The 25,446-nt window shown below is 58.5% G+C and carries 22 protein-coding genes; 11 read left to right on the top strand and 11 right to left on the bottom strand.

Going from position 1 to position 25,446, the window contains the following annotated elements; translation table 11 throughout:
* Positions 1-41: 41 nt before the first annotated feature.
* The 6 genes from J5W70_RS11465 to J5W70_RS11440 form a co-directional block, all read right to left on the bottom strand.
* On the bottom strand, positions 42-2,003 hold the full coding sequence (locus J5W70_RS11465) for a DUF2075 domain-containing protein (RefSeq protein WP_022398358.1): 1,962 nt from the start codon (positions 2,001-2,003) through the stop codon (positions 42-44).
* A gap of 31 nt (positions 2,004-2,034) precedes the next feature.
* The gene (locus tag J5W70_RS11460; RefSeq protein WP_022398357.1) at positions 2,035-2,952 is read right to left on the bottom strand and encodes a 2-dehydropantoate 2-reductase; all 918 of its coding nucleotides are present in this window, start codon (positions 2,950-2,952) and stop codon (positions 2,035-2,037) included.
* A gap of 38 nt (positions 2,953-2,990) precedes the next feature.
* Positions 2,991-4,613 (bottom strand): formate--tetrahydrofolate ligase, encoded by a 1,623-nt coding sequence (locus J5W70_RS11455; protein ID WP_022398356.1) that lies wholly within the window; start codon positions 4,611-4,613, stop codon positions 2,991-2,993.
* 309 nt (positions 4,614-4,922) lie between these two features.
* Positions 4,923-5,501: a DUF1287 domain-containing protein gene (locus tag J5W70_RS11450; RefSeq protein ID WP_022398355.1), complete on the bottom strand. Its 579-nt coding sequence runs from the start codon at positions 5,499-5,501 to the stop codon at positions 4,923-4,925.
* Positions 5,502-5,531: 30 nt separating this feature from the next.
* Positions 5,532-6,788: a phosphoribosylamine--glycine ligase gene (purD, locus tag J5W70_RS11445; RefSeq protein ID WP_022398354.1), complete on the bottom strand. Its 1,257-nt coding sequence runs from the start codon at positions 6,786-6,788 to the stop codon at positions 5,532-5,534.
* A gap of 237 nt (positions 6,789-7,025) precedes the next feature.
* Positions 7,026-7,526 carry a single-stranded DNA-binding protein gene (locus J5W70_RS11440; protein WP_022398353.1) on the bottom strand — a complete coding sequence of 167 codons (501 nt, stop codon included), beginning with the start codon at positions 7,524-7,526 and terminating at the stop codon, positions 7,026-7,028.
* Positions 7,527-7,717: 191 nt separating this feature from the next.
* On the opposite strand from J5W70_RS11440, the gene J5W70_RS11435 reads away from it, so the two are divergent.
* From J5W70_RS11435 to def, 4 genes are read left to right on the top strand one after another with little or no spacing between them, the layout of a single operon-like run.
* Complete coding sequence (locus tag J5W70_RS11435; protein WP_022398352.1) at positions 7,718-8,935, top strand: hypothetical protein; 1,218 nt, start codon at positions 7,718-7,720, stop codon at positions 8,933-8,935.
* Between the two features lie 43 nt (positions 8,936-8,978).
* Positions 8,979-9,605, top strand: coding sequence for a MotA/TolQ/ExbB proton channel family protein (locus J5W70_RS11430; RefSeq protein ID WP_022398351.1), 627 nt, complete (start codon positions 8,979-8,981; stop codon positions 9,603-9,605).
* Positions 9,606-9,612: 7 nt separating this feature from the next.
* A complete protein-coding gene (locus J5W70_RS11425; RefSeq protein ID WP_022398350.1) occupies positions 9,613-10,041 on the top strand; it encodes an ExbD/TolR family protein in 429 nt (142 codons plus the stop codon).
* 34 nt (positions 10,042-10,075) lie between these two features.
* Positions 10,076-10,624 (top strand): peptide deformylase, encoded by a 549-nt coding sequence (gene def, locus J5W70_RS11420; RefSeq protein WP_022398349.1) that lies wholly within the window; start codon positions 10,076-10,078, stop codon positions 10,622-10,624.
* 453 nt (positions 10,625-11,077) lie between these two features.
* Here the strand turns inward: def and J5W70_RS11415 are convergent, their stop codons facing one another.
* The 4 genes from J5W70_RS11415 to J5W70_RS11400 all read right to left on the bottom strand — a co-directional run bounded on the left by J5W70_RS11415 (position 11,078) and on the right by J5W70_RS11400 (position 15,026).
* Positions 11,078-11,743, bottom strand: a complete 666-nt coding sequence (locus J5W70_RS11415) for an SdpI family protein (protein ID WP_180975156.1) — start codon at positions 11,741-11,743, stop codon at positions 11,078-11,080.
* Between the two features lie 92 nt (positions 11,744-11,835).
* Entirely contained in the window at positions 11,836-12,165 is a 330-nt protein-coding gene (locus tag J5W70_RS11410) for an autorepressor SdpR family transcription factor (RefSeq protein WP_022398347.1), read from the bottom strand.
* Positions 12,166-12,497: 332 nt separating this feature from the next.
* A complete protein-coding gene (locus tag J5W70_RS11405) occupies positions 12,498-13,679 on the bottom strand; it encodes a glycoside hydrolase family 57 protein (RefSeq protein ID WP_022398346.1) in 1,182 nt (393 codons plus the stop codon).
* A 48-nt stretch (positions 13,680-13,727) separates the two neighbouring features.
* On the bottom strand, positions 13,728-15,026 hold the full coding sequence (locus tag J5W70_RS11400; RefSeq protein ID WP_022398345.1) for a glycosyltransferase: 1,299 nt from the start codon (positions 15,024-15,026) through the stop codon (positions 13,728-13,730).
* Between the two features lie 220 nt (positions 15,027-15,246).
* Here J5W70_RS11400 and J5W70_RS11395 point away from each other — a divergent pair, with 220 nt between their 5' ends.
* On the top strand, positions 15,247-17,646 hold the full coding sequence (locus tag J5W70_RS11395) for a glycoside hydrolase family 31 protein (RefSeq protein ID WP_022398344.1): 2,400 nt from the start codon (positions 15,247-15,249) through the stop codon (positions 17,644-17,646).
* A 12-nt stretch (positions 17,647-17,658) separates the two neighbouring features.
* On the opposite strand, the gene J5W70_RS11390 is transcribed toward J5W70_RS11395, so the two are convergent.
* The gene (locus J5W70_RS11390; RefSeq protein WP_022398343.1) at positions 17,659-18,672 is read right to left on the bottom strand and encodes a chorismate-binding protein; all 1,014 of its coding nucleotides are present in this window, start codon (positions 18,670-18,672) and stop codon (positions 17,659-17,661) included.
* Positions 18,673-18,969: 297 nt separating this feature from the next.
* Here J5W70_RS11390 and nrfD point away from each other — a divergent pair, with 297 nt between their 5' ends.
* The 6 genes from nrfD to J5W70_RS11360 are packed head-to-tail and all read left to right on the top strand — an operon-like array spanning position 18,970 to position 25,083.
* Positions 18,970-20,310 carry an NrfD/PsrC family molybdoenzyme membrane anchor subunit gene (gene nrfD, locus J5W70_RS11385; RefSeq protein ID WP_215832823.1) on the top strand — a complete coding sequence of 447 codons (1,341 nt, stop codon included), beginning with the start codon at positions 18,970-18,972 and terminating at the stop codon, positions 20,308-20,310.
* Positions 20,307-20,867: a quinol:electron acceptor oxidoreductase subunit ActD gene (locus J5W70_RS11380; RefSeq protein ID WP_022398341.1), complete on the top strand. Its 561-nt coding sequence runs from the start codon at positions 20,307-20,309 to the stop codon at positions 20,865-20,867. The genes nrfD and J5W70_RS11380 overlap by 4 nt, the downstream gene beginning before the upstream one ends.
* On the top strand, positions 20,864-21,220 hold the full coding sequence (locus tag J5W70_RS11375; protein ID WP_215841919.1) for a hypothetical protein: 357 nt from the start codon (positions 20,864-20,866) through the stop codon (positions 21,218-21,220). The genes J5W70_RS11380 and J5W70_RS11375 overlap by 4 nt, the downstream gene beginning before the upstream one ends.
* On the top strand, positions 21,183-21,542 hold the full coding sequence (locus J5W70_RS11370) for a c-type cytochrome (RefSeq protein ID WP_215841918.1): 360 nt from the start codon (positions 21,183-21,185) through the stop codon (positions 21,540-21,542). The genes J5W70_RS11375 and J5W70_RS11370 overlap by 38 nt, the downstream gene beginning before the upstream one ends.
* Positions 21,539-22,768 carry a hypothetical protein gene (locus tag J5W70_RS11365; RefSeq protein WP_022398339.1) on the top strand — a complete coding sequence of 410 codons (1,230 nt, stop codon included), beginning with the start codon at positions 21,539-21,541 and terminating at the stop codon, positions 22,766-22,768. The genes J5W70_RS11370 and J5W70_RS11365 overlap by 4 nt, the downstream gene beginning before the upstream one ends.
* Complete coding sequence (locus J5W70_RS11360; RefSeq protein ID WP_022398338.1) at positions 22,765-25,083, top strand: c-type cytochrome; 2,319 nt, start codon at positions 22,765-22,767, stop codon at positions 25,081-25,083. The genes J5W70_RS11365 and J5W70_RS11360 overlap by 4 nt, the downstream gene beginning before the upstream one ends.
* Positions 25,084-25,446: the final 363 nt, after the last annotated feature.

Raw genomic sequence — 25,446 nt, 5'->3', positions numbered from 1 at the left:
TGGTGAGGCTCTTTACCCCAGAGAAAGATTCTCTAGAATTCTCATAGCTCCTTCATTCCTATTTTCTTTAGATAATAATAGATACCATCATAAAAGGAGGATTGCCGAGTCAAATCCGCGTCACATCCCTCCGGGATAAAAATCACGAATCCCTGGCGTGCTCGTGTCAATAAGACGCGGTAGGTATTTTTAAGATAGAGCTGTGCGTCTTTTTTACAAACCGTTTTCCAACTAGAACCTGTAAAATTATAAGCTTTAAAATGTCCTTTTTCTATGCGGTAGTCTGCATCCCATGCAACGATTGCCCAGTCAATTTCTAGCCCTTGAATATCAAATTCGGTGGCCGTGTCTTCGAGGAAATAGGAGGAACGAATATCCTCCTTATCATTTAAAAACCAGTTTTCTGCTTGAATATTACTCTGTACCCAGATTCCAAATTGGCGTAAACGTTTGGCCCCAGAGCTAGCGATGAGTCCATAACGTTCCGTTCCTCGGGCTTGGGCTCGTATCCATTCTTGGGCTTTTTCCAGGCTGCGGGTAATCGTGATGGGATAATTAGGCGATAGCTCAGAGTAGAGCTGTTGGGCTACTGGTAAATTTTCGTCCAATAATGATTTTACAAACGCAGAAACTCGTTCATTCCGGAAAGAACGGAGTGAAACTGAAAGATGGAGGTTTGGTTCCCGATAGAGGCGTAATCCCGTAAAGAGATGTTCAAGTTGTTTTCCGTGTGTATATTCCACATCAGAGATTTGGGGTGATACATAAACATTCCAATCTGGAAAATGGTCTCTTAGTGCGTCAAACCAAGCTAGCAGCCCTGCTTCTCCAGTATGTATCTCTTGACCACCTCCGATTAAGCAGATGATAACCGTCCAATCTTGGTGGCGATCCATTACACTGATAAGAAATTCAGGTTCAGACATGTTCCAGCCGGGAACATGGCGTTTTAACATAAATTTGGCTGTTTGTTCTTTTGTCCAAGCACGTTGTGCTTCGTCAAAAATGGCTACTTTCTCCGCAGGGATTTGTTCTGAAGGAGGCAGATAAGCATCACGAAAGTGGTGGATGTTTTGGATAAAGGCAGCAACTTTTCTTTTAGATGCTGTCTTTGTTATTTTACCTTTAAAACGTTTGATTTCATCTCGTGCTAGAGCTTCTCGTAAGACAGCAACCAAAGGACCATTACCGGAAAGAAAGACCGCATGTTCTTGCTCATCATATTGATGCCGCTCATTTGCAATATTGAGGCCTACTAACGTTTTTCCAGCACCAGGTACGCCAGTGACAAAGCAAATGGATTTTTCATGATGCTGCTTACTCTGCTCAATAATGCGATTCAGTGCCTTTGTGGTGAGGCTAAGATTGTAAGCTCCGGCATCACTACGTGAAATTTCTTTAACATCATGTCCACGGTAAAGTGCTTGAGCTGCTTCAATAATCGTGGGAGTAGGCATGTATGATGAAGTTAACCATTGTTCAAAATGGAATGCCTCATCACACAGAGTGCTAGTCAGCTTTGTTAAAGTAGGTCCTAAGGTGTTATCATTACAGAGGATAGGATGATAAACTCCGTCTTGACCTACTGTAAGTTGATGTTCCTTAGAAGGAGCATGGGTACAAATTACCAAAGGAACAATTTTCTTTTGATGGCTTTCTTGATGGAAATACTTTAAAGCTAGTGCATAGTCTACAACCTGGTCAATAGCATGTCTGGGATAAGATGATTCTCCTACTTTAAATTCAAGGACATAGAGAATACCTGCACAGGCGATGACGACATCTATTCGTTCTCCGATGCGGGGAATGGTGTATTCAAAGGCTATTGAGCCAGCAGGAATATCTTTAAGAACGTGTTGGAGTGATTTGATTTCGTGAACAAAGGAGTTGCGCGAATTTTGATCTAGGTCAAATGGTGTATGAAAAGCAATCTGCCCTAAAATTTCTTTTAGAGATTGGGTACAAAAAGACTGTAGGTCATTGGAATAATAAGACCGTTGCATCATCTTTGGTAGTAGGACAGAACCAGAATGGTCAATCCATGTTCAGGCACTTGCGGATGTCCTTATCCAGAAGTTCCCATTCCGGCACGGATGTTCCGGCCTGCCGGGCCTTGGAGAGAGGGTCTCCCCAGATGGCCGTGTATTCGACAGGGCGTCCTTCGTTGTAGTCCACGGCGCTGGACGGAATGAAGGAGCCCATGCTTTCCGTGCGGGAAAGGTGGAATTCCACCAGGTCATCCGGCAGGGTGTAGCCGCGGGCCTTCGCCGCCCGGACTACTTCCTCCATGATGCGGCGCGCCCGGGCGACGTTTTCCGGGTTTTGATAGAGTTCCGCAATGCTGATGCCGCCCAGCGCCAGGCACAGCCCGTTGAACGGGATGTTCCAGACGAGCTTGTACCACTGGATTTGCTCCGCGGCGTCAAAGGCGCGCGTCTTGATGCCGGCGTTGGCAAACAATTCGGAGAGTTCCCGGGCCTTTTCAGAGCCTTCCGGTGAGGGGACGAAGGGTGCAAATTGAATGTTGCCGCCTTCCAGATGGTTGACGTGGCCCGGTTCCGCGCGCATGGCGCAGATGAAGCACAGACCCACATAGATGCGGTCAGCCGGGATGATGCGGGCGATTTCCTCCGCATTTCCCATGCCGTTCTGGAGTGTGACTACAACCGTATCCGGTCCCATCAACGGAGGAAGGGCCTTGGAGAAACCGGCATTTGCCGTGCTTTTCCAAGCGACTATGACGAGGTCCACCGGGCCGACTTCCGCCGCGTCCCGGTACACCTTGAGCCGGGGCAGGGATATGTCTCCATGCAGGCTTTTCACTTGCAGGCCGTGTTCTTTCAGGTAGCCGTATTCCGAACGTACGATGAAGGAGACGTCCTGGCCGGATTCCTGAAGCCTGGCTCCGTAGTAGCAGCCGAGGGCTCCGGCTCCCAGAATGGCGATTTTCATGATGTGCGGTGAAGGTGTGTATCTTGTATTGAGATTGCCTAGAGGCCCTGAACGTTGCCCTTGTTGTCCAGATAGATGTGCATGGCGTTCGGTGAGACGGGCAGGGCCGGCATGCGCATGATTTCACCGCAGAGGGCCACCAGGAAGCCGGCTCCGTTGGCAATTTCAAAGTCGCGCACGGTGACGGTGAAACCGGTGGGGCGGCCGCGGAGACGGCCGTTGTCGGAAAGGGAGTTCTGGGTTTTTGCCATGCAGATGGGCAGGTCCGTGAGGCGGCTGGCTTCAAACTGGGCCAGCTTCTTTTTGGCCGCGGGCGTCAGTTCCACTCCGTCCGCTCCGTAAATACTGCGGGCGATGATGTTGAGCTTTTCTTCCACCGGAAGAGCGGATTCATAGAGGGGCTTGAAAGGAGCGGAGGGCTTGTCCGCAGCTTGCACCACCATTTGGGCCAGGTTTTTGCCGCCTTCCCCTCCCTGGGAGAAGATGTCCGCAATGGCGCAGGGAATGCCGCGTTCCGCACAGTGCGCCACGATGGCGTCCAGTTCCTCCTGGGAGTCGTCAAAGAATTTGTTGACGGCCACCACCACGGGGCGCTTGTAGTGGGCGGCGGCGTCCAGATGGGCGTCCAGGTTGGCAAGACCTTTTTTCAGTGCGGCCACGTCCGTGTTTTTCAGGTCCGCTAGGGCGGTGCCTCCGTGCATTTTCAGGGCGCGCGCCGTGGCTACGATGACGATGGCGGCAGGGTCCAGTCCGGATTGGCGGCACTTGATGTCCAGGAATTTTTCTGCGCCCAGGTCAAACGCGAATCCGGCTTCCGTGACGGCATAGTCCCCAAAGTGGAGGGCCATTTTGGTGGCCAGCACGGAGTTGCAGCCGTGGGCGATGTTGGCGAACGGGCCGCCGTGCAGGAAGCAGGGCACCCCTTCCACGGTCTGGACCAGGTTGGGCATCAGGGCGTCTTTCAGAAGGGCCATGACGGAGCCGGTGATGCCGAGTTCCCTGGCGAATACGGGCTTGTCGTCCGTCGTGAAACCGATCACGATGCGGTTGATGCGGTCTTCCATGTCCTTGTAGGAGGTAGCGAGGCAAAGGCACGCCATGATTTCCGAAGCCGGAGTGATGTCGAAACCCGTTTCACGCGGGAAGCCCTGCTTGTTGAGTCCCACGATGATGGAGCGCAGGGAGCGGTCATTCATGTCCATGACGCGCTTCCACGTGACTTTGCGTTCGTCAATGTTCAGCGTGTGGAAGAACATGGCGTTGTCAATGATGGCGCTGATCAGGTTGTGGGCGGACGTGATGGCATGGAAGTCTCCCGTGAAGTGCATGTTGATTTCATCAGGCGGCGTCAGGGAGCTTTTACCGCCGCCGGTGGCACCGCCCTTGCGGCCGAATACCGGGCCCATGGAGGGCTGCCGAAGCGCCAGGCAGGCTTTTTTACCGATGGCCTGCAACCCCTGCGCCAGACCGATGGAGACGGTGGTTTTCCCTTCTCCGGAAGGGGTGGGCGTGATGGCGGAAACCAGAATGAGTTTGCCGGGTGCGGCCGGCTTGTCCAGTACGTCCAGGGAAATCTTGGCCTTGTTGCGGCCGAAGGGGATCACGTCGTTTTCATCGACGCCCAGCTTGTTGACACAATCGGAGAATGCAGGTGTGACCATGAATGCATGATGACGGAAGCCCCCTCTTTTTGCAAGAAGGTTCATGGGCATTCATGTGGCGGAAACGGGGATGTTTTCAACCATCATGGGAGTGGGCCCAGGGAAATCCTGGGTTCAAGGAGGGTACAGGCAGAGGGTGCGCGGGAGAGGGAAAATTGGGCGGTGAGGGCACCGTTGTTTTTCAAACCGTGGGAGCGTGTCCTTCCACTATGTTTTCTAATGAAAGCGTTCCGGGAATGAGGGCCTCTGGACCTTATAAAAATTTCCCTTGAAACCAGGGTATTTCAGGAAAGAAGCCGATTTGAAGGGTTACCGCTTCAGCACAGGGCGGTAATGGCCCGTGATGGTATGGGAGAAGAGGAAGTCTTCCTCCTGCGCACCGCAGCCGACGTTGTGAATAATCAGCGGCGTTCCTTCCTTCGTCTTCCGGTCGGAAACGATGCCGATGTGGGGAACACTGTCGGACAGGTTCCACGTAACCAGGTCGCCGGGCTTGTAGTCCGCCGCGGTTTCCGTAATGGGAAGGGACCATCCTTTCCGGGCAAAGAAGGCGCGGAGATTGGGAACCCTGCGGTGGTCAATGCTGCGGTCCGTGGTTTTCAGGCCCCATAGTTTCGGATATTTGGAGAAGTGGGCCTTCATGTCTTCATGCACGGCTTTCTGGAGGTCCAGTCCGAAAGCCCTCATGGCTCGGATGACCACGTCCGTACATACTCCCGTTTCCTTGGGGACATCCCCGTTGGGGTAGGGGATGATTTGATAGCCTCCGTTGTAGGAGACCGTTACTCCTATCTGTTCGCGCGCCTTGGCGGCCAGTGCGGCGTTGTCCGCCATCAGGCACGCGGAACAGGAAAGGAAGAGGAAGGTGAGAAGGACGGCGGGTTTCATGGGGTAGTTGGGCTGGGAAAAGGGTAAAAATCAGACGAAGCTGGCAAAGCCGATGTCCGGACGGCGCTGCATGCCGTCAAATTTGACCTTTTTGGTTTCGTTGTGGGCACGCTGGCGCGCTTCGGAAAGGGATTCCCCCTGCGCCACGACGGCCAGCACGCGGCCGCCGTTGGTTTCATAACAGTTTTTGTCCGCATTCCATTTGGTGCCGGCGTGGTAAACGGAGGCATTCGCAACGTCGTCCAGCCCCTGGATGGCGTCGCCGGAGCGGGAGGTTTCCGGATATCCCTTGGAGGCCAGCACGCAGCAGACGCTCCAGCCGTTTTGGAAGGAGATTTCTTCCGGAGTGAATTCTCCCTTGGCCCCATGCAGGCAGAAGGAGGCCAGATCCCCGGAGAGCAGGGGCATGACGGCCTGGCATTCCGGATCCCCGAAGCGGCAGTTGTATTCAATCACCTTGGGGCCGTTCGGGGTCAGCATCAGGCCGAAGTACAGGAAGCCGCGGTAGGGCAGTCCGTCCTTTTTCAGTCCGGCTACCGTCGGGGCCACGATTTCCTTTTCAATGCGTTCCAGCATGTCCGGCTCCACAAGCTGGCGGGAGGCCACCGCGCCCATGCCGCCCGTGTTGGGGCCCGCGTCGCCTTCCTTGAGGCGTTTGTAGTCCCGCGCCGGGCACAGGATGAGGTAGTGGTCGTCCACCAGGGCTCCGAAGATGGAGACTTCCGGCCCGGTCAGGAATTCTTCCACCAGCAGGCGCCCTTCACCGAAGCGCCTGTCCGTAAATACTTCTTTCAGGAAAGCGTCCGCTTCTTCCTTGCTCATGCAGACGGCCACGCCCTTGCCGGCGGCCAGGCCGTCAAATTTGAGCACGGTGGGGTAAACGCCGCCGATGAATTGCCGGGCTTCCTCCAGGGTGGCGGCCACACGGGCCTGCCCGGTGGGGATGTGGTGGCGGAGCAGGAATTCCTTGGCAAATTCCTTGCTGGCTTCCAGCTGGGCGCTTTCCTTCACCGGCCCCCAGCAGGGAATGCCCACGCGGGCACAGGCGTTCGCCAGGCCTTCATCCTTCACCAGATAGCTTTCCTCCCCGGCTACGCAGAGGTCCACTTTATTGGAAACCATCCAGTCGATCAGCGTAGGCAGATCCCTGGCGGGAATGGGGGCTGCCAGACGGTTGATGGCGTCACTCCCCGGGAAACAGTACATTTCCGGTGCGGAGGGAGATTCCTTGAGCGCCTTGACCAGTGCGTGTTCACGCCCACCTTTTCCAATAACGGCTATTTTCATACGCGGCAAGTATGCCGGGACGGACTGATTTTGCCAAGCTGAAATGAACGGGGAAGGCACTCCCGGCATACGGTTTTTTCCGTGCTGCTCCAAGGGGCTTTCATGATTCAGGGGACGGCTGTGGAACGTCTGCGTGCCCCTGGGCGGTGTTTTGCTTCCGCGGGAATCCCGGCCATGAAAAAGACCGCCTGACACGGAGGAAAGGCGGCCTGTGAAAAGAAGTTGTTTGTCCTGGCTTTAGAACGGGATTTCGTCGTCCATGTCTCCAAAGTCGCTGGACGGCTGGTTGGAGGGAGGCATGGGGGGCGGATTGTAGTTCTGGGCCGGACGGGCCTGCCCGTAGTTGTTGGAGCGGGGAGCTCCCTGGGGCTGCTGGCGCGGAGCGCCGCCCATGTCGCCTTCACCGCCGCGGGGGAAGAGCTGGATGTTTTCACCGATCACGCGCAGCTTGGTGCGCTTCTGTCCGGAGGCCTTGTCTTCCCAGGAGTCCAGTTGCAGGCGTCCTTCCACAAAGACTCCGCGGCCCTTGCTGAGGTAGTTGCCGGCTACTTCCGCCTGGCGGTTCCAGAGGGTGACGTCCACAAAGGTGGTTTCCTCCTGGCGTTCGCTGTTGTCACCCGCATAGTAGCGGTTGATGGCGAGGCGGATGTCCGTGACGGCGGTGCCTTTGGGGGTGTAGCGAAGCTCGGGATCGGCGGTCAGGTTGCCCATTAAGAAGACTTTGTTGAGATTGGCCATATGGGGTGGGTGTTAACGAGGTGTGTGGTAACGTATAAGAAAGGTGCCTTGCCGTTTGGGAGGCGTGTGGCTGGTCGCTAGCAACTATGGCCCTGCACGTGATTTTGTGCAATACTAAATTGCGGAATCGTTCTTCATCATGTCTCCTTTCTACATTGCATTCGTCATGGAACCGTGAAAACTTCACCTCCATGAGTTTCAAGCAACGGCGGCGAAACGGACTGTTCCGGGTTTCCTGGAGCATGTGCCTTTTGCTGTCCGTGCTGGCGCACCTGTTCCTGCTGGCGGGAAGCTACCTGGTTCCGGAGGAATGGCTGGCTTCCCCGCGCCCGGCGGAAGCGGCGCGGCGACAGGTGGTGGTGAGCGCGCGCATGGTGAAGAAGGTGGAGCCTCACCCGGAGGGCCGGAGGCAGGCGCCGAAGGAGCATCTGCCTGCCATCGTGAAGACTAATGAGGAGCAGGAAAGCGCCACCAGGCCGGAGACCCCCAAATTCCAGAGCAACAGGAACACGCGTGCGGAAGGCGGCCGAAAGGACCCGGACAGCAGCAGGGACATGCCTGCCCAGGACGGCGTGGAGCGCGAGAATGGGGAGATTGTCCTTTTTGACCAGAATAGGCAGGATGGCGACCTGAGCCATGAACGGGACGGCAACAAGAATGCCGCTCCCGGAGCGGCCGCCAACGTTCCCTATCAGCCCCTGGAGCCGTCCATGCCTCCCGCGGGCCATCCGGATTCCGTAGACCATTCTCCCAACAGGGAGGGCGTTCCGGGCAAGGCAAGCGAGGAAGGACTGGCCCGGCAGAACCGCCGCCCCGCGCAGGAAAGGGCCATGCAGCTTCCGCATGCGGTGACATTGCCCCGGCCCGGCGAACCGGAGAAGCCGGACGCCCTCCAGGAACTGGCCAAGAGCATTGCGAAGGGGGCGGACAATCCTCCCCTCAATCTTCCCAACCTGAACCTGCCTCCCAATACGAGGCCGGCGCAGAAGCAACCTTTATACGACCCCATGTTTAACGCGGAGAGCCAGCCCGGCTTCAAGACGCATGAGCAGAAAACCAAGCAGACGGGCAAATTCAGCTTTGGCCGCCGCCCGACACTGGATGTGGAAGCCACCCCCATGGGGACGTACCAGGCGATCGTTTACCGGGCCATCGGGGAGCAGTGGTACCGTCAGTGTGACTTGAACCGCGACCTGATTGTCACCGGAACCGTGCGCATCCGCATCCTGATTAACAAGAACGGCAAGGTTTCCTCCATGAGGCAGACTTCCCGCGTGGGAGCCAGCGAGGTCCAGAAGTCCTTCACCTTCCTCGCCATTAAACTTGCCCGGCTGCCCGCGATGCCGCCGGAGGTGAGGAACGCGCTCGTCGGGGATTCGCTGGAAATGTACTTCGACTTCAATTTTTAACAACCTACCATCCTACAACAACATCATTCACTGATACTTCACCATGAACTTTATCAAGGACTGCATCACATTCTTCCAGGCAGGCGGCGTCTTCATGTATCCGCTGGCGGCCTGTTCCGTTCTTCTCATTGCGGCCATCATTTACCGCATGTTCAATATGAAGAGGAGCACCATCTGTCCCGCCAGGCTGACCCGGGCCGTGGAGCAGTACACCCGCGGGGCCTTGGAGCGCAGCGAACTGGAGAGGATGGCCGCGGATTCGGGTTCCGTGGAGGGGCGCCTGGTGCTGGACGCCCTGAATTCTCCTCTGGAGGATGAAGCCGCCCTGAAGGAGATGATCCAGGTGAAGGCCCGCGAGGAGTTCGTGACGCTCCAGGCGGGGCTTCCCCTGCTGGACATGATTGTGATGATCGCCCCCATGTTCGGTATTCTGGGGACTGCCAGCGGCCTGGTGCAGATTTTCAGCGTTTTCGGGATGGATGAGAGCCACGGCATGATCGCGCAGGGGATTGCCCAGGCGCTGAACACCACGATTGCCGGGCTGGCCATCGCCACTCCCGCCGTAATCGCCCACGTTTATTATTCCCGCAAGCTGGAGCGCATTTCCGCTTCCATGGAAGTCCTGCTGACGGAGCTGATTTCCTTCCGCTGCCATCATTCCCAACGCTGAACAGGCCATGCAGTTTTACCGCAAGAAAGCAAGAACCATGGGGGTTCCCATCGTCCCCATGATTGACATATTGACCATTCTGCTCATCTTTTTCATCGTTCACACCCAGTGGAAAAAGCCGCAGTCCCTACTGAAAATAGACGTGCCGGGCGCGGAGTTCATGGAAGGGGCTCCTTCCACGGAGCAACGGGCCGTCCTGGCCGTGACGGGGAAATCCTCCATTTCCCTGAACGGGAACCTGGTGGAGATGAATGAGCTGGCCGCCGCCCTGGAAGCCCTGAAAAAGGAGAAACCGGACGTCAAATTGCAGCTTGACGTAGATAAAAAGGCGGAGTTTGGCGTCATTGTCGGCATTTGGGACGCGCTGACGTCTGTGGGTATTGACGCGGGGGATGTTCCTGCCAGAATAGAAATCAACAAAGCCGGCGCACAGTAAGCGCCTTAACACATATATACTCCCCTCCCTCCCGATGCTATTGGAAATCGCACAGTATGGAAATCCGGTATTGAAGGAAAAATGCCGCCCCGTAGAACATTTTGACGACGGCTTGAAAGCCCTGGCGGAAAACATGCTGGAAACCATGTACGCCGCAGAAGGCATCGGCCTGGCGGCTCCGCAGGTGAGCATTCCCATTCAACTGGTGGTGATTGATATTCCGGAGGAGGAAGAGTCCGTCACCTGGCTGAAGGTGAACGGGGAGGAGAAGGAGCTTTCAGACATCATGCCCCTGATGTTTGCCAATCCCGTCCTGGAGCCTTACGGGCCCATGCATCCCTTCCATGAAGGCTGCTTGAGCGTGCTCAAGATACGCGCTTCCGTCGTGAGGCCGGATTTTGTCAAAGCTACGGTGCTCCTGATAGATGGAAGAGAAGTGACGATTGACTGCAACGGATTGCTGGCGCGATGCCTGCAGCATGAATGCGACCATTTGAACGGCATCCTGTTTGTGGAGCGCGTTTCTTCCGCCCAGAAGATCACCCTGCGCAATAAATTGAAGCGCCTGGCTACCGGGTATTGACGGTTTCCCGGATCGGGATCGGGCCGCCTGTTTGGCGAAAGGTCTCGGCGGCAGGGGAAATCACTCTTGAGCTGCCGCGATAAAGCGCGGGGTTAGCCGGTCTGTTGCATCGTGAGGCATAATGGGCTGTGAAATTTCTGGACTGGGTTTCTTTCTGCACGTGCCTGAATCCCTCTCCATGAACTTTATTTTACTCCGCATCTGCTCAAGGAGTCCATTGGGGCGCGCAGAAAATCTTGATCCCCTTTTCTTCAAATAGAGTGATGATTCCTCATGGTTCCGCTGTTTGGTTTTCTGCGGTGCAGAGAAGGGAGGAGTATCTTCCTCCTTCCAGCTTCCCGATCATGCCAGGTCTTTCGTTTGGCCGTTGAGGTACACATGGGCAGAGAGGGGGGTGCAGAGGCATTGCGAACCAGTCGTCCTCTTTCTTCTACTAATGATTAGGGCCGGTCATCAACAAACGTCGCTGTCAGACGAAGATGAAAGTTCAGTCCTGTTCCTGTGGGGCTTCCAAAGAAGTATGACCAATGCCTGGAGCAGAAGGGAGACCATGTTAAAAATGAAGATTGCAGGAAAGGAGCCGGGAAGGAGAAGCGTCACAAGGATGTTGAACAGGCTTCCGCAGAATAGAAACCTGCCGCCCAGTCGCTGAACACTTACCCATGCTTCATTACTACTGAAGGCGTAAGGGGTGCGTATTCCGAACCATTTGTTGGGAGTTATCTTGGGGCAAACGTTGGCCAGGAGCAGAAGAAATGTGTTCAGGCTTATGAAGATGACTTTGGCTGTGTCTCCCAGGCTGACCGTATTTGCCAGGCTTGTCTTTTGAATGGTCAGGCAAAGATAGGAAAACAGGACGACCAGGAAGAATTCCGCGTACGTGGCCATCTTCGCGCCAATCCGCCTGTTGTTTTCATTCCTGCTGAAGTGAATGGGCAAAAGGATGATCAGACGGAGAATCTTCCCGATGAGGAAGCCGAGGATTCCCAGGCCAATGAATCCCAGAAGGGCGTCCATGCCGTTCTTGTCCTCAAAACGGGTGGGCATGCCGTATTCATTGAAATGTACGGCGACGCGGGCGGGCAGCCGTGACGATACGGCTGCATAGTAAGTCAGCACGGGAAACAGGGCTATGACAAGTTCGTTGAAAATTGGCCCGATCCACCAGGATGGGGAAGATTGAGCAGAGAGCGGGGTTGGCTGCATGGCGTTTAATGATTGGGCTGGGGTCCGATGATTTTGTTCCATTTTCCGGAGGATGTTTCGCGGGCCGCCTTGAAATTGCCTATCCAGACCAGTATTTCTTGAAGAACGCTCAGGTTGATATCGTAAAAGATGAATTTGCCTTCCCTGTGGTCGCGGACGAGATCGGCTTCTTTTAAAACAGACAGGTGGTGGGAGATAGCGGCTCCGGTAATACTGAAATGTTCCGCGATTTCTCCGGCCGGCATGGCGCCGTTTTTAAGTATTTCCAGAATTTCACGGCGTGTGGGGTCAGCCAGGGCTCTGAGCGTAGGTTGCAGGGAAGAGGGATTATTCATTTTATATTTAACTTTAATGTTAAATATTTCTAATATGGATTCCCGGCGAGGTCAACAAAAATAAAGAGAAGGACCGAACGGGAACACTTGTTTATCACGTTCCTGCGTGTCGTGATAGCCGCTCTGGTGGGATCATTCTTTAAACCGGACCGCCGTCCGCTATCCGGATATGGATTCCAAGGATTTAGTCTAAAGCTTTCCCGCGCCGCAAGCTTTTGCAGCAAACTGAATCATTTGTGCGGATGGAGAACGTACGGTGGGGAGGAGCGTTCGCTGACGCTTCCAGTTTCAGATCGAATGTTGCAAATGCTCGCTGCGTTCCAAGGGGAGCTTCAGGAGGCTGCCGCAGGGACCGGAGCGTTCTGTGATTCCCTTTTGACGCGGATTTGCAGGTCCGCCAGGGCGTTCATGTAGTAGATGTACGCGTCAAAGGCAGAGGCATACGGGGTGAAGGAGTTTTCCTTCTGCATGTAATGGAAGTGGTCCGCACTCTGGAGCTTGCGCCAGACGTGGGTGAGGTCCTTGTCATTGGCGGCCTTGACCGGTTTTTCCAGGCGGTAGATTTTGCGGATGGCTTCGTCCTGCATGACGTTGCCGTTCCAATGGGACATGGTTCCGAAGGTGGAGCAGGTCATTTCCTGGGTGCATTCGCAGACGGAGACGGGCTTGATTTCACGCACCACTTCAGACGGGGTCATGAACCGGTTGCCGGCATCCACGCAGGCAAGGATCATGGTGCGCCAGAATTCAAAGACGCCCGTAGCGTCAGACTGGCGTTCGCCAAGCGTCTCATAGTCCATGGACAGGGTGGTGACGCTGCCCTGCTGGTGCGTCAGCCAGTCCGCGAAGGTGGTGGGGGAAAGCGGGTATTCCGGCCATTCCGGATCGGTTCTCATGATCGCCAGGTCATTGGAAAGTTCCCGGTTGCGGAAGATGGTGGTGGTGTTATAGACCCACGGGGCCAGGAATACTTCATTGCTGGTGAATCCCTTGAGCATTGCCGGATTGCCGTCCGCCATGATGCCCTTGAAGCCGAGCGTTTCCGCCTGCGCTGCAATGGCGTTGGAGTACAGCATGCCGGTGTTCATCAGCACGTCTGATTCCTGGCGGAAGAGTTTTTTAAGGAGTTCCCGGTGCTCTTCAATCTGTTCCGCAAATTCCTGCGGTGAGTAGACGGAGGCGAGGGAGTTGTAGTACGGCATCACCAGAAAGTCCACGCAGCCGGTTTCAGCCAGCTCCTTGAAGGCGGCAATCAGGTCCGGCCTGTGGTACAGGGCCTGTTCCAGAATGACGCCGCTGAGGGCCAGCCCGAAGCGGAATTTGCCCCCTGTGAGTTCGATGAGCTGCTTCATCAGCCGGGTGGCCGGGAAGTAGCAGCGTTCCGCCACCGTGCTGAGCACGCGGGCATTCAGATCGTCATCTTCATAGAAGGCGTGTTCTCCAATTTTGAAGAAGTCGTAATGAATCAGCCGGTTGGGCTGGTGTGCCACGAAAGTGAGGGAAATGTTGCTCATGTACGGGGAAAGGGCTGGGAGTTATCGTGTGGGGTGAAAAGGCGGTTCTTAGCGGTTCAGCACATGTTCGTAAACCCGGATGACCTTGTCTGCGGCGGCGTCCCAGGTGGAGGCCTTGATGTCCTCCGTGCTTTGTTCCACCACTTTCCGGTACAGTTCCTCATCCGTGCAGAGATGGACGATGTGTTCCGCCATCTTGTTGACGTCCCAGAAGTCCGCTTTCAGGGCTCCCTTCATGACTTCCGCCACGCCGGACTGCTTGGAGATCACGGCGGGAATGTTGAATTGGGCGGCTTCCAGAGCCGACAGGCCGAAGGGCTCCGATACGGAGGGCATGCAGTAGATGTCCGTGATGGAGAGGAGGTCATTCACCTTGTCCTTGTTCAGGAAGCCGGTGAAGTGGAATTTGTCGCCCACGCCCTTGAAGGCTCCGGATTCAATCAACTGGCGGAGTTTTTCCCCGGTACCGGCCATGACGAAGCGCACGTCGTCCGTCTGCTCCAGAACCTTGGCGGCAATTTGCAGGAAGAAGCCCGGACCTTTCTGGGCCGTCAGGCGTCCCAGGAAGAGCACGAGCTTTTCCGGAAATTTTTTCTTTCCCTTGAAAACCTTGACGGGGTCCGCCCCGTTGTGGATGGGGAAGATTTTATGGGGGTCTATGGCGTAGTGCCCGCTGGCGATGGTGCCCGTGTATTTGCTGACCGGAATGACGGCGTCCGCCTGTTCCATGCCGAATTTTTCAATATCGTAAATCCATCCGCGGGCGTCCGCTCCGGCGCGGTCAAACTGGGAGGCGTGCAGGTGCACCACCAGGGGCTTGCCCGTGGCTTTTTTCACCTCCACGCCGGCCAGGTAAGTCATCCAGTCATGGGCGTGGATAATGTCGAAGTCCTGCTGCATGGCGACTTTTACCGCGATTTTGGAGAACTGGATGACTTTCAGGGCCAGGTCCCCGGCATAGAGGTCCTCCTTGTTTTTGAATAGCTGGAGGTCCGCTTCATGCGTCTTGGAGAAGGTGATGCGGCCTTCCTTGGTGAACTGCACCACGCCGGATTCCCCCTCCACGGTGGTGTAGGGGTCCAGTTCAATGGGGGCGTGCTCCACCAGGGCGAAGCTGTCATAGGAATACTTCCGGTCCACTTGCTCCACTTCCCGATAGGAGACGTTGTTGAGACCTGTGAGCTGGAACCCGTCAAAAAGAACGGAAGGATCGGCCTTGGGGACGATCACTCTTAAATCCACTTTTTTTGCCAGCGCCTTGGAAAGGCCCAGGCAGGCAATGCCCAGCCCCCCGTTAACCAGGGGTGGGAATTCCCATCCTAATGTAAGAACTCGGATTGTGCTCATTGGTTGATGTGGGTTGTCGGTGTCGGGAAGGAAGCGGCCTCATGCCGTGTTGTGCACCAACGCAATAAAACCAGATTTTTCATGTTCGGTCTAGAGTAATATGAGTAATTTTGTCCTAATAATGAAAAGAAAAATGGTGGTTTAGTTCAATCTTGCGTTCGTCATGAAATTAATTTAATCTAAATCGAACGCTTTTGATTCTCTCTTCTGTTTGGCTTCAATGTGCACCTCTCCCAACATCCCTGAAAGACGAAAAACGCCCCCTCTCCGGGGGCGTCTCGTCAAATGGGAATACACCAATGCGGTTTCTAAAATAACTCTCAGCGTGTGCCTTGCGGACGATGGAATTGTCCGCGTGACGTATTTCACCGGACCAGTGCCGGAAGATGAGCCCAGCTATGCCGTCAGCCCCGGGTATTCCGCTCCCGGCGCGGAGGTCCGGGAGTATGACGAAGCCGGAGTGCATGTCATTGAAACGTCCCTGCTGCGGATTCGCATCCGTACGGAGGAGCAAAAGGTGGATTTTTACGATATTGTCACGGACGAACCCCTGCTGGCGGATGAAGGCGGCTTTGGCCGGGAGTCCAAGGACTGGACGGGGGACGCCCGCGTGTGGATACGGAAAAGGCTTCAGGACACGGAGCATTTTTTCGGGCTGGGGGACAAGCCCTGCGCCCTGAACCTGAGGGGCAAGTATTTCTCCATGTGGGGGGCGGACCATTATGATTTTCACGAGGAATCGGATCCTCTCTACAAGAGCGTTCCGTTTTTCCTCAGCCTGCGGGAAGGGCAGGCGTACGGCCTGCTGTTTGACAATACGTGCCGCTCGTACTTCGACTTCGGCGCCTCGGATGAAAAGGTGCTGGCTTTCGGGTCGTTCGGCGGCCTGATGAATTATTATTTCATTTACGACCGCAGCCCTCTGGACATCGTAGCCGCCTACACGCGCCTTACCGGCACGCCCGAACTGCCGCCGCTGTGGGCGCTGGGCTACCACCAGTCCAAATGGAGCTATTATCCGGACAAGGCCGTGTATAACCTGGTGGAGCGGTTCCGGGACCTGGGCATCCCGTGCGACGCCGTCCATCTGGACCACCATTACATGGAGCAGAAGGAGGGGTTTACGTGGGACAGGCACAATTTCCCCGATGCGGCGGGGATGGTCCGCTCTCTGGAGGAGGACGGCGTGAAGACGGTCCTGATCGTGAATCCCGGCGTGAAGATCAACCCCGCCAATCCTGTTTGGGCGGAGGGTTTGGAACGGAATTATTTCTGCCGGCGGTCGGAGGGCAATCTTTTGTCGGAGGAAGTCTGGCCGGGACTCTGCAATTTTCCGGATTTCACGGCCCCGGCCGTCCGCAGCTGGTGGGCGGACCTGTTCAGGCATGATCTGGAAGAGGTGGGCGTGCGCGGCCTCTGGAACGACATGAACGAGCCTGTCGTCTTTCCGGACCGCACGTTCCCGATGGATACGCGGCATGAGTACGACGGCATGCCCTGTTCCCATGAAAAGGCCCATAACATTTACGGGCAGTGCATGGCGGAAGCCTCCTGGCTGGGCATGAAGCGCCACGCTCCGGACAGGCGCCCCTTCCTGCTGTCCCGGTCCGGTTTTGCCGGATTGCAGCGCTTTGCCGCCACCTGGACGGGGGACAACCGGTCCAGCTGGGAGCATTTGAAGCTGGCCAATTTCCAGTGCCAGCGGCTTGCCGCCTCGGGCATCTCCTTCGCGGGGGCGGATGCGGGGGGCTTCATGGGGCATCCCACGCCGGAGCTGTTTTGCCGCTGGATGCAGATGGCCGCGTTCCACGGGCTTTTCCGCAATCATTCCTCCGGGGAATTCGGAGGCCAGGAGCCCTGGGTGTTCGGACAGGAGGCCACCGCATATGTGAAAGCCGCCATTGAGGGCCGCTACCGCCTGCTTCCCTACATTTACACGCAGTTCCGCCGTTACGCGGAGACGGGGATGCCCGTGCTGCGCTCCCTGGCCCTTCAATGCTTCAGGAACAGGGACACCTACTGGCGGGGGGCGGAATATTTCTTCGGCGACCATCTGTACGTCATTCCCATCCATGAGCCGCAGGAAGGCGGCCGCTTCCTCTACATCCCGGAAGGCGTCTGGTATTCCTACCACACGGACAGCCTGATGGAGGATACCGGAAAGGACGTCTGGGTGAAATGCCCGCTTTCCTTCCTGCCCGTGTACGTGCGCGGCGGGGCGGTCATTCCCCATTGGCCGGTGCAGCAGCACGCAGGCGAACTGCCGCGGCCCCCGCTGACGCTGGACGTCTGGTGGGCGCCGGATGAGGAAGTGGCCTCCCACCTGTATGAGGATGCGGGGGACGGCTATGCGTACCGGAACGGGGAATGCGCCGTTCATGAGTTCCTTTACCGCGGCACCGGTTCCCATTCCCTGGAACTGGCGTGGAAGTGCGAAGGGGACCCCTGCGCGTTCCATGAGTCCGCGGAGGTTGTTCTGCACGGCCTGCCTGCCGGGATTGCCCTCAGCGCGCGCATGGACGGCGTTCCCTGCCGTGGCGTGGCGAGGGATGGCCGGGTATGGAGAATCCCGGTAGAGGGCAAGTTTGAGACGCTTTCCGCCTGCTGGACGGAGGAATAACAGGCGGGAATGTCAGGGAAGCAGGAAACTGCGCCTGACCGTATCCCGCTTTAATTTCAGCTCCCGCCATTCATGCGTCAGGGTGGAGGAGGCCACCACCCCGCCTCCCGTGCAGAGCGCGAGCCGCCGCCCCTGCCAGTACATGGACCGGATGCCCACCAGGCAGAAGAAGTCTCCGTCTTCCAGAAATCCGAACGGAGCGCCGAAATGGGACGGACAGCGGAGTCGCGAACGCCAGTCGTCCAACTGGGAGAGCGTCTTCTCCGTCCGAGGCTGGGATCCCAGGGCCGGAGTGGGGTGGAGCAGCCGTATCCAGTGGTCCGGCGGCAGCAGTTCGTCCGCTTCCAGGGTGAGGTAGGTGGCAAAGTGGATCAGGGTATCCAGGTTCAGCACGCTGCGGGCCGTTCTGGTGACGCTGCCGTAGGGGGACAGGCGGGAAAGGATGCTGCCGGCCACGATTTCATGCTCGCGGATTTCCTTGTCGTCATTGATGAAGACGCCCTCGTCTTCCGGCCGCGCCGTTCCGGCCAGGGCCATGGTCGTCAGGCGGCGTCCCTGCTGGTGGAACAGGGTTTCCGGGGTGGCTCCGCAGAAGCCTTCCTGCTCCGTCCACCAGGCATAGGGGTAATGAAGCGGGGAACCGTTGACGGCCCGCAGGATGAGTTCACGGGGAACGTGGGGAGGCTGCATCTCTCCAAACTGGGGCGTTGCCGGAACGCTTTTCACCAGATGTCCGGAGGCGATTTGTTCAATCATTTCCGCGAATACCTGGGCATACGCGTCCGGGGACGGTTCCGTCCACAGGATTTCCGGAGCGGGCGGCGTGGGGCTTTCCGGTTCCGGAATGGGATGCAGGGCGGACGGTATTTTCCACGGCTGCGGGTCATCCAGGCGGAACGTGTTGACATAGAAGGCGGGGCCGGAATCCGGGGGGGCGGCCGATTCCCGGAAGGGCCCGGTCCCGAGAAGAAGGCCGCGGGAAGGGTGTCTGATCAGGGCTCCGGAAGTCAGCGTGCTTATGTCCATGCGGGGGCCATGTTAAAATGCTGTGGCAGGGAATTCCAGCTATTTGAATGTTTGTGGAGCTTCTCCCGGGAGCGAAGGCCTCCGGCCTTCGTGCGTGAAACCTCTTCCGCAGCATAGCGCAGGGGATTTTTCCTTTTTCCATTTCCTGTCCGGAGTTTGTAAGGGGCCGGAGCCCCTTACTCCCGGGAATATGCCCCCGGAAAACAGAACCTCGCGTCATGTCACGTGCCTTCCCCTTTTGAATTGACGGGAAAAAGCACTCAAGTAAGCTCTAACGAACTTCCGCCCAATATGCAGATGATGACCAGACCAGCGCCAGCCCTTTCTTCCTCCGCCGTTCCGGTGAAGACCATGCTGGCGGAGGTGCGGAAGCCGCTCGGCCCCGTATGGTGGAGCGTGTTTCTCGCCAGCGTGCTGCTGGCGGCGTGGGGCGTGGGGCGGAGTTCCTGGCGCATTGCCGCGGAGGGGGTGGGAGTGCTGGGGCTGAACAATAACGTGGTGTGGGGGCTGGACATCGTGCATTTTGTCTTCTGGATAGGCCTGGGACATGCGGGCACCCTGATTTCGGCCGTCCTGCTGCTGACCCGCCAGTCGTGGAGAAGCCCGATTGCCCGCGGGGCGGAACAGATGACCCTGTGCGCGGTGGTCTGCGCCGCCGTCTTTCCCGTGGTGCACGTGGGGCGTGTCTGGATGGCGTGGATGGCCTCCCCCCTGCCGGAGGTGAGCGGCATCTGGCCGGACATGGCCTCCCCCCTGATGTGGGACGTCATGGCCGTCAGCACGTATTTCCTGCTTTCCCTGTTGTACTGGTACATCGGGCTGGTGCCGGATTTCGCGCTGCTGCGGGATTGCTGCGCGGGGCATTTGAGGCGGCGGTACGGATGGCTGGCTCTGGGATGGCAGGGGACGGGGCGCCAGTGGCGCGCCTATGAAAAGGCCAGCCTGCTTTTTGCGGCCATCCTGACTCCCCTGGTGGTATCCGTCCATTCCGTGGTGAGCTTTGACTTTTCCGTGACGCAGGTGCCGGGGTGGCACCAGAGCATTTTTCCGCCCTATTTCGTGGGGGGCGCCATTTTGAGCGGCATGGCGATGGTCCAGTTGATTCTTCTGGGGGTGCGCCGCCTGATGTCCGGCAGCGGCGTCCGGCAGGCCATTACGCCGGCCATTCTGGATTTGAGCTCCCGCTTCGTGCTGGCCCTGGCCCTGGTGATGGGGGCCATGTATCTGTGGGAGCACCTGGCCGTGGTGCTGAATGGAGGCTCTCCGGCGTTGTTCCCGGGCAGGAATCCCGTGAATGCCGTGTTCCTGGGCGTTATGGTCGCCGGGAACGTGCTGCTCCCCCAGTTGTTCTGGTTCCGCTCCCTGCGCACCAACCGGTGGGTGATTGCGGTCGTGGCCCTGGGCGTGCTTGCCGGCATGTGGATGGAACGCTTCTGGATCGTCGTGAATTCCCTGAAAGCCTCCCTGCTGGCCGCCAATATCGGGGATTATTCCCCCAGCCTGACGGACTTGGCCATGATGGCCGGGAGCGTGGGGCTGTTCACGGCGCTGTACATGGCGCTGGTGCGCGTGACTCCGTTTTTTTCCCTGTGCGACGTGCGGGAACAGCAATCCCTGAACAAGGAGGGCGGGGCATGAAGAAGCGCGTCACTTCCGGCTGGGTGCTTTCCTTCTCTTCGGAAGAAGCGCTCCTTCAGGCCGTCCGGACGCTGGTGAAGGAGGAGGGCGTCTTCTGGGAGGTCTGTGCGCCTTATCCCTGCGCCGCCGTCCGGCTTGCCAACCGCCATGCCGGGAGGGCCGTAGGCGCAGGCGTGCGGCTGTGGGCCGCGGCTGGCGGAGTGTGCGGATTACTGGCCGTGGCCCTGTGGCTTTACTGGACGCAGTTCTGTGCGGACCCTCTCATCACCCAGGGCAGGGTGCAGGGCTGGGACAACTGGCCCGCGTACGTTCCCCCCCTGTTTGAAGGGACCTTGCTCGGGGCCGGACTTCTGACTGCCGCCGGGTTCCTGAAAGGGGCCGTTCTCCCCCGGTGGAACGACTGGGCGTTCGAGTGTGATTTCTTCAGGACGGATGAACACGGGGACGGTTATTTCATTCTGCTGGAAGGCGGCCGTGAAGATCGTGCCGCCGCTCTTGCTGCGGCACTGCATCCGGACGCGAGCGAATACATCCATGAGGAAGGGGGCCGTTCATGAGAGGCGGCGTAACGGCGATAGCCGCCCTGGTTCTGCTGGGGGCGCTCTGGTTCATGGTGAGGGATGACGGGGGCAGGAATGCCGCGCCCCATTTGTTTGACAATATGAACGAGCGTCCGCTGGCGGACGCCCAGCAGGTGCGGGAGCCCTTCACTCCCGCAGGCCGGAAGGTCCGCCTGACGCCGCCCCATGCCGTCGCGCAATCCCTGGGAACGGGGGAGGCAGTCCGTGAACGGGGGAATGACCGGGATTCCTTTGCCGCGGAGGGCTCCTATTTTTCCTCCGGCCGCATGCAGGGGGGGGGAGGAGGATATCATGCCCCTGGAATTGGGCGGGGTTTCCCGCAGCCGTGACGTGCTGGCGGAGGGGCGCACGCTGTATCTGGCGCATTGCGCCGTCTGCCACGGTGCGGATGGAAACGGACGCGGCAGCATGGCCGCTTATGACACCTACCCTCAGATAGGCTCCTTCCGGGATGAAAAGTATGCGGCCTATTCTCCCGGAAAAATGTTCAGGAGCATTCGGCTGGGGCAGGGGAACATGCCCGCTTTCGGAAACATTCTCACGGCCCGGGAAATCTGGTGCCTGGTGGCGTTCGTCCGCCGGCTTCAGGCGCTCCCGGCGCCCCCGCAGGAAGAGCGACCCGTTACTAGACAGGGGGAACACCGTCCATGAACAGCAATACATCATCAACCGGAAGGGAACGCCGGGACAGGCCGGGATTCGGCTGGGCCGGACGTTCCGCCGCCCTTGCCCTGTGGATCATTTCCGTGCTGCTGTGGTGCGTGCTGATGCGCCAGTCTTTTAACGCCATGCCGTGGGATGAGATGACGGTGGCCGGAACCCGGCTGCATGAATGGAGAAAACCGTTTGCCGCCGCCGGAATGGCGGTGGGCGTCATCGGTACGGGCGTTTGCCTGGGGTGCCTGTTCTGGCTCTGCCTGTCTTCCCTGACGGGAGCCGGGTGGGGCATTACGCTGAGGCGGGTGCTGGCGGCGGCCTGCTGGGGCTTTTTACCCGGCGTTCTGGTGCTGGCGGGAACGGTCGGCTGCCTGACTACCGTCATCTTTCCGGAGGCGGCCCGCTACTGGGGCGTGGCGGATATTTCCTCTCCCGCCGTCCAGGCCTTCGGCGTGCTGGACCTGGCTGATCCCGCGTGGTGGAATCCGGCGTGGCTGTATGTGCGCATGGGAATCATCGTAGTGCTGGCCTGGAGCATGGCCCAGGTATGGGAGACGCTGGCGGCGGAAAAAAACGTCTGGCAGCCTTCCTTCCGCCGGGGGAGCGCCGCTTTCTGCATGATTGTGACGGTGATGATGCTGGGCGTGCTGGGGATTGACATGCTGGCAGGGACGGGAAGGGCCGTTCTTTCCATGTTCCCCGTGTACATGGTTGCGTATGCCCTGCTGGCGTCTCTGGCATTAGCGGTGCTGGCCGCGGCGTGCCTGAGGAAGCTGGACGGAGGGAAGGGATTGCCGTGGCCGCGCCTGGGCGGCATGCTGACGGCCATGGTGCTGGTGAAAGCATACATCACGTACTCCCAGTACATGATTACATGGTATGCCTCCCTTCCGGCTAAAATGTCTTTTTATGACGCCGCCTTCTCCTGGTCCGGGCTCCTGTCCGCGGCTCTGGCACTCCAGCTTCTGGTGCCTTTCCTCGTTTTGCTCTTTCCCGCGTTGAGACGCCGCCCGTCTGCGCTGGGCGCGGTCTGCGTCTGCATCCTGCTTGGCTCCCTGCTGGAAGCATGCTGGATGTTCTGCCCCGGCTTTGGGCTGGAACCGGCTGCGTGGGGCACGTGGCTCCCCCTCGTCCTGCTCCTGGTGGCGATGGGCCTGGTCTGCTGTTTTTCCTTCCTGGGGGCCTTGAGCGTCCGCAGGGTATTTCCCGAATCACGATGAATGTTCCCGCCGCCGTTTCTTCCCTGTTCCGCCGCCGTCCGGACGAGTGGCTGCCCCTGTTCTGGCTGGCGGCGGCCTGCGTGCTGGGGCTGGTGTGGTCCCTGGTCCATGCCTCCGGACTGGTGGCGGGTGTTCCGCTGCCGTGGCCGGCTGGGCGCCTCATGTTCTCCTTTTACGGTGCGCTGGTGTACGGATGGGCCCTCCCCGTCCTGTTTTCTTTCATGGCGGAGAACGGATGCAGGCGGCTGAAACCCGCGGAATGGCTCTGGCACCTCTGCGTTGTGCTGGGGATGGCCACGATTATGGCGGGAGACGGAAGCGGCCTGCTCCTGATGCCCTTTGACTGGTGGGTTTGCCCGGTGTTTGCCATCCTTGCCGCCGGCAAGGCGTGCGCTGCGTGGTTCCGGCCGTTCCCGTGGCCCGTGCGGCTGCTGTTCAGTTCCTCCGCGGGATGCACGGCGGCGGCCCTTCTGGCGCTGGGTTATACGCAGGCTTTGTCCATGAACGGCCTGCTGGACGCCTTCTCCCTGGAAGGCAGCCTGTCCTGCGGGCTGATGTTTGCCGCGCTGGGAGCGGCGGCGTTCCGCTTGAACATGGCCAAAGGCCGCGGTTTTGGAATACTGGCCGTCTGGATGGCCGCCGTGCTGGCGGCGGCTCCGGTGGTAGGCGGCCTGGGGGGGCTCCGGGGTTTTCCCGTGCCCTGGGCGCTGGCGGAGGCCGGGGCCGTCTGGTCGTGGTGCGCCGCGGTTCCCGCCGTGCTGATGGCGGTGTATCTTTGGATGAAATCCGGTCCGGAGACCGGGACGTGGCTGAAAGCCGCGGTTTCCCTGCTTGCCTTGCTGGCAGTGTGGGACGTGTTTGCCGGGGCGTGGCCGGAGCTGATGCAGTTTTCCCTGTCCGCGTGGCATGAGGTGGAATTGTGGATCCTGCTGGGAGCCGGAGCGCTGATGATGGCCGGAAGGAAGGGGCCCGTGCGGTTTCCTGCGGCATGGTGGCTGTTGGGCGCCGGCGTTTGCGGCGTGCTTCTGGCTTATGCCGTAGGCGTGGTTGCCGCGGTGGACGTTCAGGCTTTTCCGGAAGCCCGGCGCGCGGAACTGATGAGCGGCTGGGTGGGCATGGCGGCCTGCGTCCATGCCGTTGCCATGGCTCTGTGCCTGGCGGGAAGCCTTTGCCTGTGGCGTCCGGCGGATGCCGGGAACCCGGAAATGGAAACTCCGGTTCCGCAGCGTCTTTTCTTCATTGCCGCCGTTGCGGCTGTTCTGTTGCTGGCTACGGCGGCGGCTGTCCTGCTGCATGCTCCCGCGCCGGACTCACTGGAGGTCAGGCGGCCCGTCCAGGATGCGGCAGGAGCCAGGATTTATGCCGCTGAGGGGTGCGCCCTGTGCCACACCCAGATCATCCGGCGTTCCATGTCCGGGAAGGACTGGCAGACGGCAATCGACCGCGGCACGGACCCGGATTTCCCTTACCGGGTCAGCGAGCCGGAAGACATGGATGCCGAATTCAACGGGGAGGGCGCTCCGCAGGCGGGCGTGGCGGCGGTAGGGCCGGATTTGAGCAATGCGGCGGAATACGCCGCAGGCAGGCTGGAATATGAAGACGCGGTATCCGGCGGCACGCGCCGCGCCGCGCAGGTAAGGGAATGGCTGGCCCTTCATCTTTACAACCCGCGGGAACCGCAGTTTAAAAAGCCCTGGACCGTGTGCCCCTCCATGCCCGGCATGTTTGAAGAACGCCCGGTGGAGGGGAATGCCCCTTCCCTGGATGCCCTGCCTGTCCGGATGGAGCAGGGCCGGGAACTGGTGCCTTCCGGGCGCGGGGAACGGCTGTTGAACTATCTTGCTTCCCTCAGGAGAGTGGAACCCTCCCGGAAACGCGACCGGATTCATTCTTTTCCTGGCCTGTCCCACATTCATCCGGACTATGCCGCCCATCCTCCCACGGTGGACATGGAACGCCTGAAAAGAGCCCGTGCGGCCGCCGTCATGGAAAAAGGCAGGGGCGTGTACCTTTCCAAATGCGCCATTTGCCACGGCAACGACGGCATGGGGGACAAGGTGACCTATCCGCCCCTGGCCGGGTCCGAATGGCTGAAGGAAAAGCCTGATGCGGAAATCGTCAAAATCATCCTCCAGGGGCTGACCGGGCCGATCACGGTGAACGGGAAGGAATGGAATTCCACCATGCTGCCGCCCGGCGTGACGAATTCCCGTGACCTGGCGAACCTGCTCACGTTCCTTCGCCGCCAGTTCGGCGGAGTGGAAAAGGCGGCCTACACGCCGGAACAGATGGACGCCATCCGCCGGGAGCTGTAACGGCACATGTCATTACGGTTGCCGGCCGCTCTCCGCGCGGCATGTTTTTTCTGCACGGTTTCAAGCAATGCAGGAGGGCGGTTGCGGAAAAATTCCACGCTTTACGCTTCTTGAATACGCGGCGGAAACAGAGGCAAATGCCATTCCATGAATTTGGAAAATACGTCCGCCATTGTTTCGGACAAAAACGTTGTTATCGGGACAAATGCCAGCGCCGACAATGGCACTGACAATGTCGTGATAGGTTATCAATCTTCCACCAGGGATGACCGGGGCACCATTGCGGGCTCCATGTCCGTCGGAGCCGCCCTGGGGATCATATCAAGGTAGGGAACTCCTGTGTTTCCGTAGGCTCCTGGTCCA

The sequence above is a fragment of the Akkermansia massiliensis genome, assembly GCF_018847375.1.
Taxonomy (GTDB): domain Bacteria; phylum Verrucomicrobiota; class Verrucomicrobiia; order Verrucomicrobiales; family Akkermansiaceae; genus Akkermansia; species Akkermansia massiliensis.
Note: the sequence above shows the minus strand (reverse complement) of the source record. Positions and strands in the feature narration are given on the sequence as shown.

Coding starts and splice junctions, on each gene's coding strand:
- J5W70_RS11465 (WP_022398358.1), bottom strand. CDS start 2,003: ATGCAACGGTCTTATTATTCCAATGACCTACAGTCTTTTTGTACCCAA.
- J5W70_RS11460 (WP_022398357.1), bottom strand. CDS start 2,952: ATGAAAATCGCCATTCTGGGAGCCGGAGCCCTCGGCTGCTACTACGGA.
- J5W70_RS11455 (WP_022398356.1), bottom strand. CDS start 4,613: ATGGTCACACCTGCATTCTCCGATTGTGTCAACAAGCTGGGCGTCGAT.
- J5W70_RS11450 (WP_022398355.1), bottom strand. CDS start 5,501: ATGAAACCCGCCGTCCTTCTCACCTTCCTCTTCCTTTCCTGTTCCGCG.
- purD (WP_022398354.1), bottom strand. CDS start 6,788: ATGAAAATAGCCGTTATTGGAAAAGGTGGGCGTGAACACGCACTGGTC.
- J5W70_RS11440 (WP_022398353.1), bottom strand. CDS start 7,526: ATGGCCAATCTCAACAAAGTCTTCTTAATGGGCAACCTGACCGCCGAT.
- J5W70_RS11435 (WP_022398352.1), top strand. CDS start 7,718: ATGAGTTTCAAGCAACGGCGGCGAAACGGACTGTTCCGGGTTTCCTGG.
- J5W70_RS11430 (WP_022398351.1), top strand. CDS start 8,979: ATGAACTTTATCAAGGACTGCATCACATTCTTCCAGGCAGGCGGCGTC.
- J5W70_RS11425 (WP_022398350.1), top strand. CDS start 9,613: ATGCAGTTTTACCGCAAGAAAGCAAGAACCATGGGGGTTCCCATCGTC.
- def (WP_022398349.1), top strand. CDS start 10,076: ATGCTATTGGAAATCGCACAGTATGGAAATCCGGTATTGAAGGAAAAA.
- J5W70_RS11410 (WP_022398347.1), bottom strand. CDS start 12,165: ATGAATAATCCCTCTTCCCTGCAACCTACGCTCAGAGCCCTGGCTGAC.
- J5W70_RS11405 (WP_022398346.1), bottom strand. CDS start 13,679: ATGAGCAACATTTCCCTCACTTTCGTGGCACACCAGCCCAACCGGCTG.
- J5W70_RS11400 (WP_022398345.1), bottom strand. CDS start 15,026: ATGAGCACAATCCGAGTTCTTACATTAGGATGGGAATTCCCACCCCTG.
- J5W70_RS11395 (WP_022398344.1), top strand. CDS start 15,247: ATGTGCACCTCTCCCAACATCCCTGAAAGACGAAAAACGCCCCCTCTC.
- J5W70_RS11390 (WP_022398343.1), bottom strand. CDS start 18,672: ATGGACATAAGCACGCTGACTTCCGGAGCCCTGATCAGACACCCTTCC.
- nrfD (WP_215832823.1), top strand. CDS start 18,970: ATGATGACCAGACCAGCGCCAGCCCTTTCTTCCTCCGCCGTTCCGGTG.
- J5W70_RS11380 (WP_022398341.1), top strand. CDS start 20,307: ATGAAGAAGCGCGTCACTTCCGGCTGGGTGCTTTCCTTCTCTTCGGAA.
- J5W70_RS11375 (WP_215841919.1), top strand. CDS start 20,864: ATGAGAGGCGGCGTAACGGCGATAGCCGCCCTGGTTCTGCTGGGGGCG.
- J5W70_RS11370 (WP_215841918.1), top strand. CDS start 21,183: ATGCCCCTGGAATTGGGCGGGGTTTCCCGCAGCCGTGACGTGCTGGCG.
- J5W70_RS11365 (WP_022398339.1), top strand. CDS start 21,539: ATGAACAGCAATACATCATCAACCGGAAGGGAACGCCGGGACAGGCCG.
- J5W70_RS11360 (WP_022398338.1), top strand. CDS start 22,765: ATGAATGTTCCCGCCGCCGTTTCTTCCCTGTTCCGCCGCCGTCCGGAC.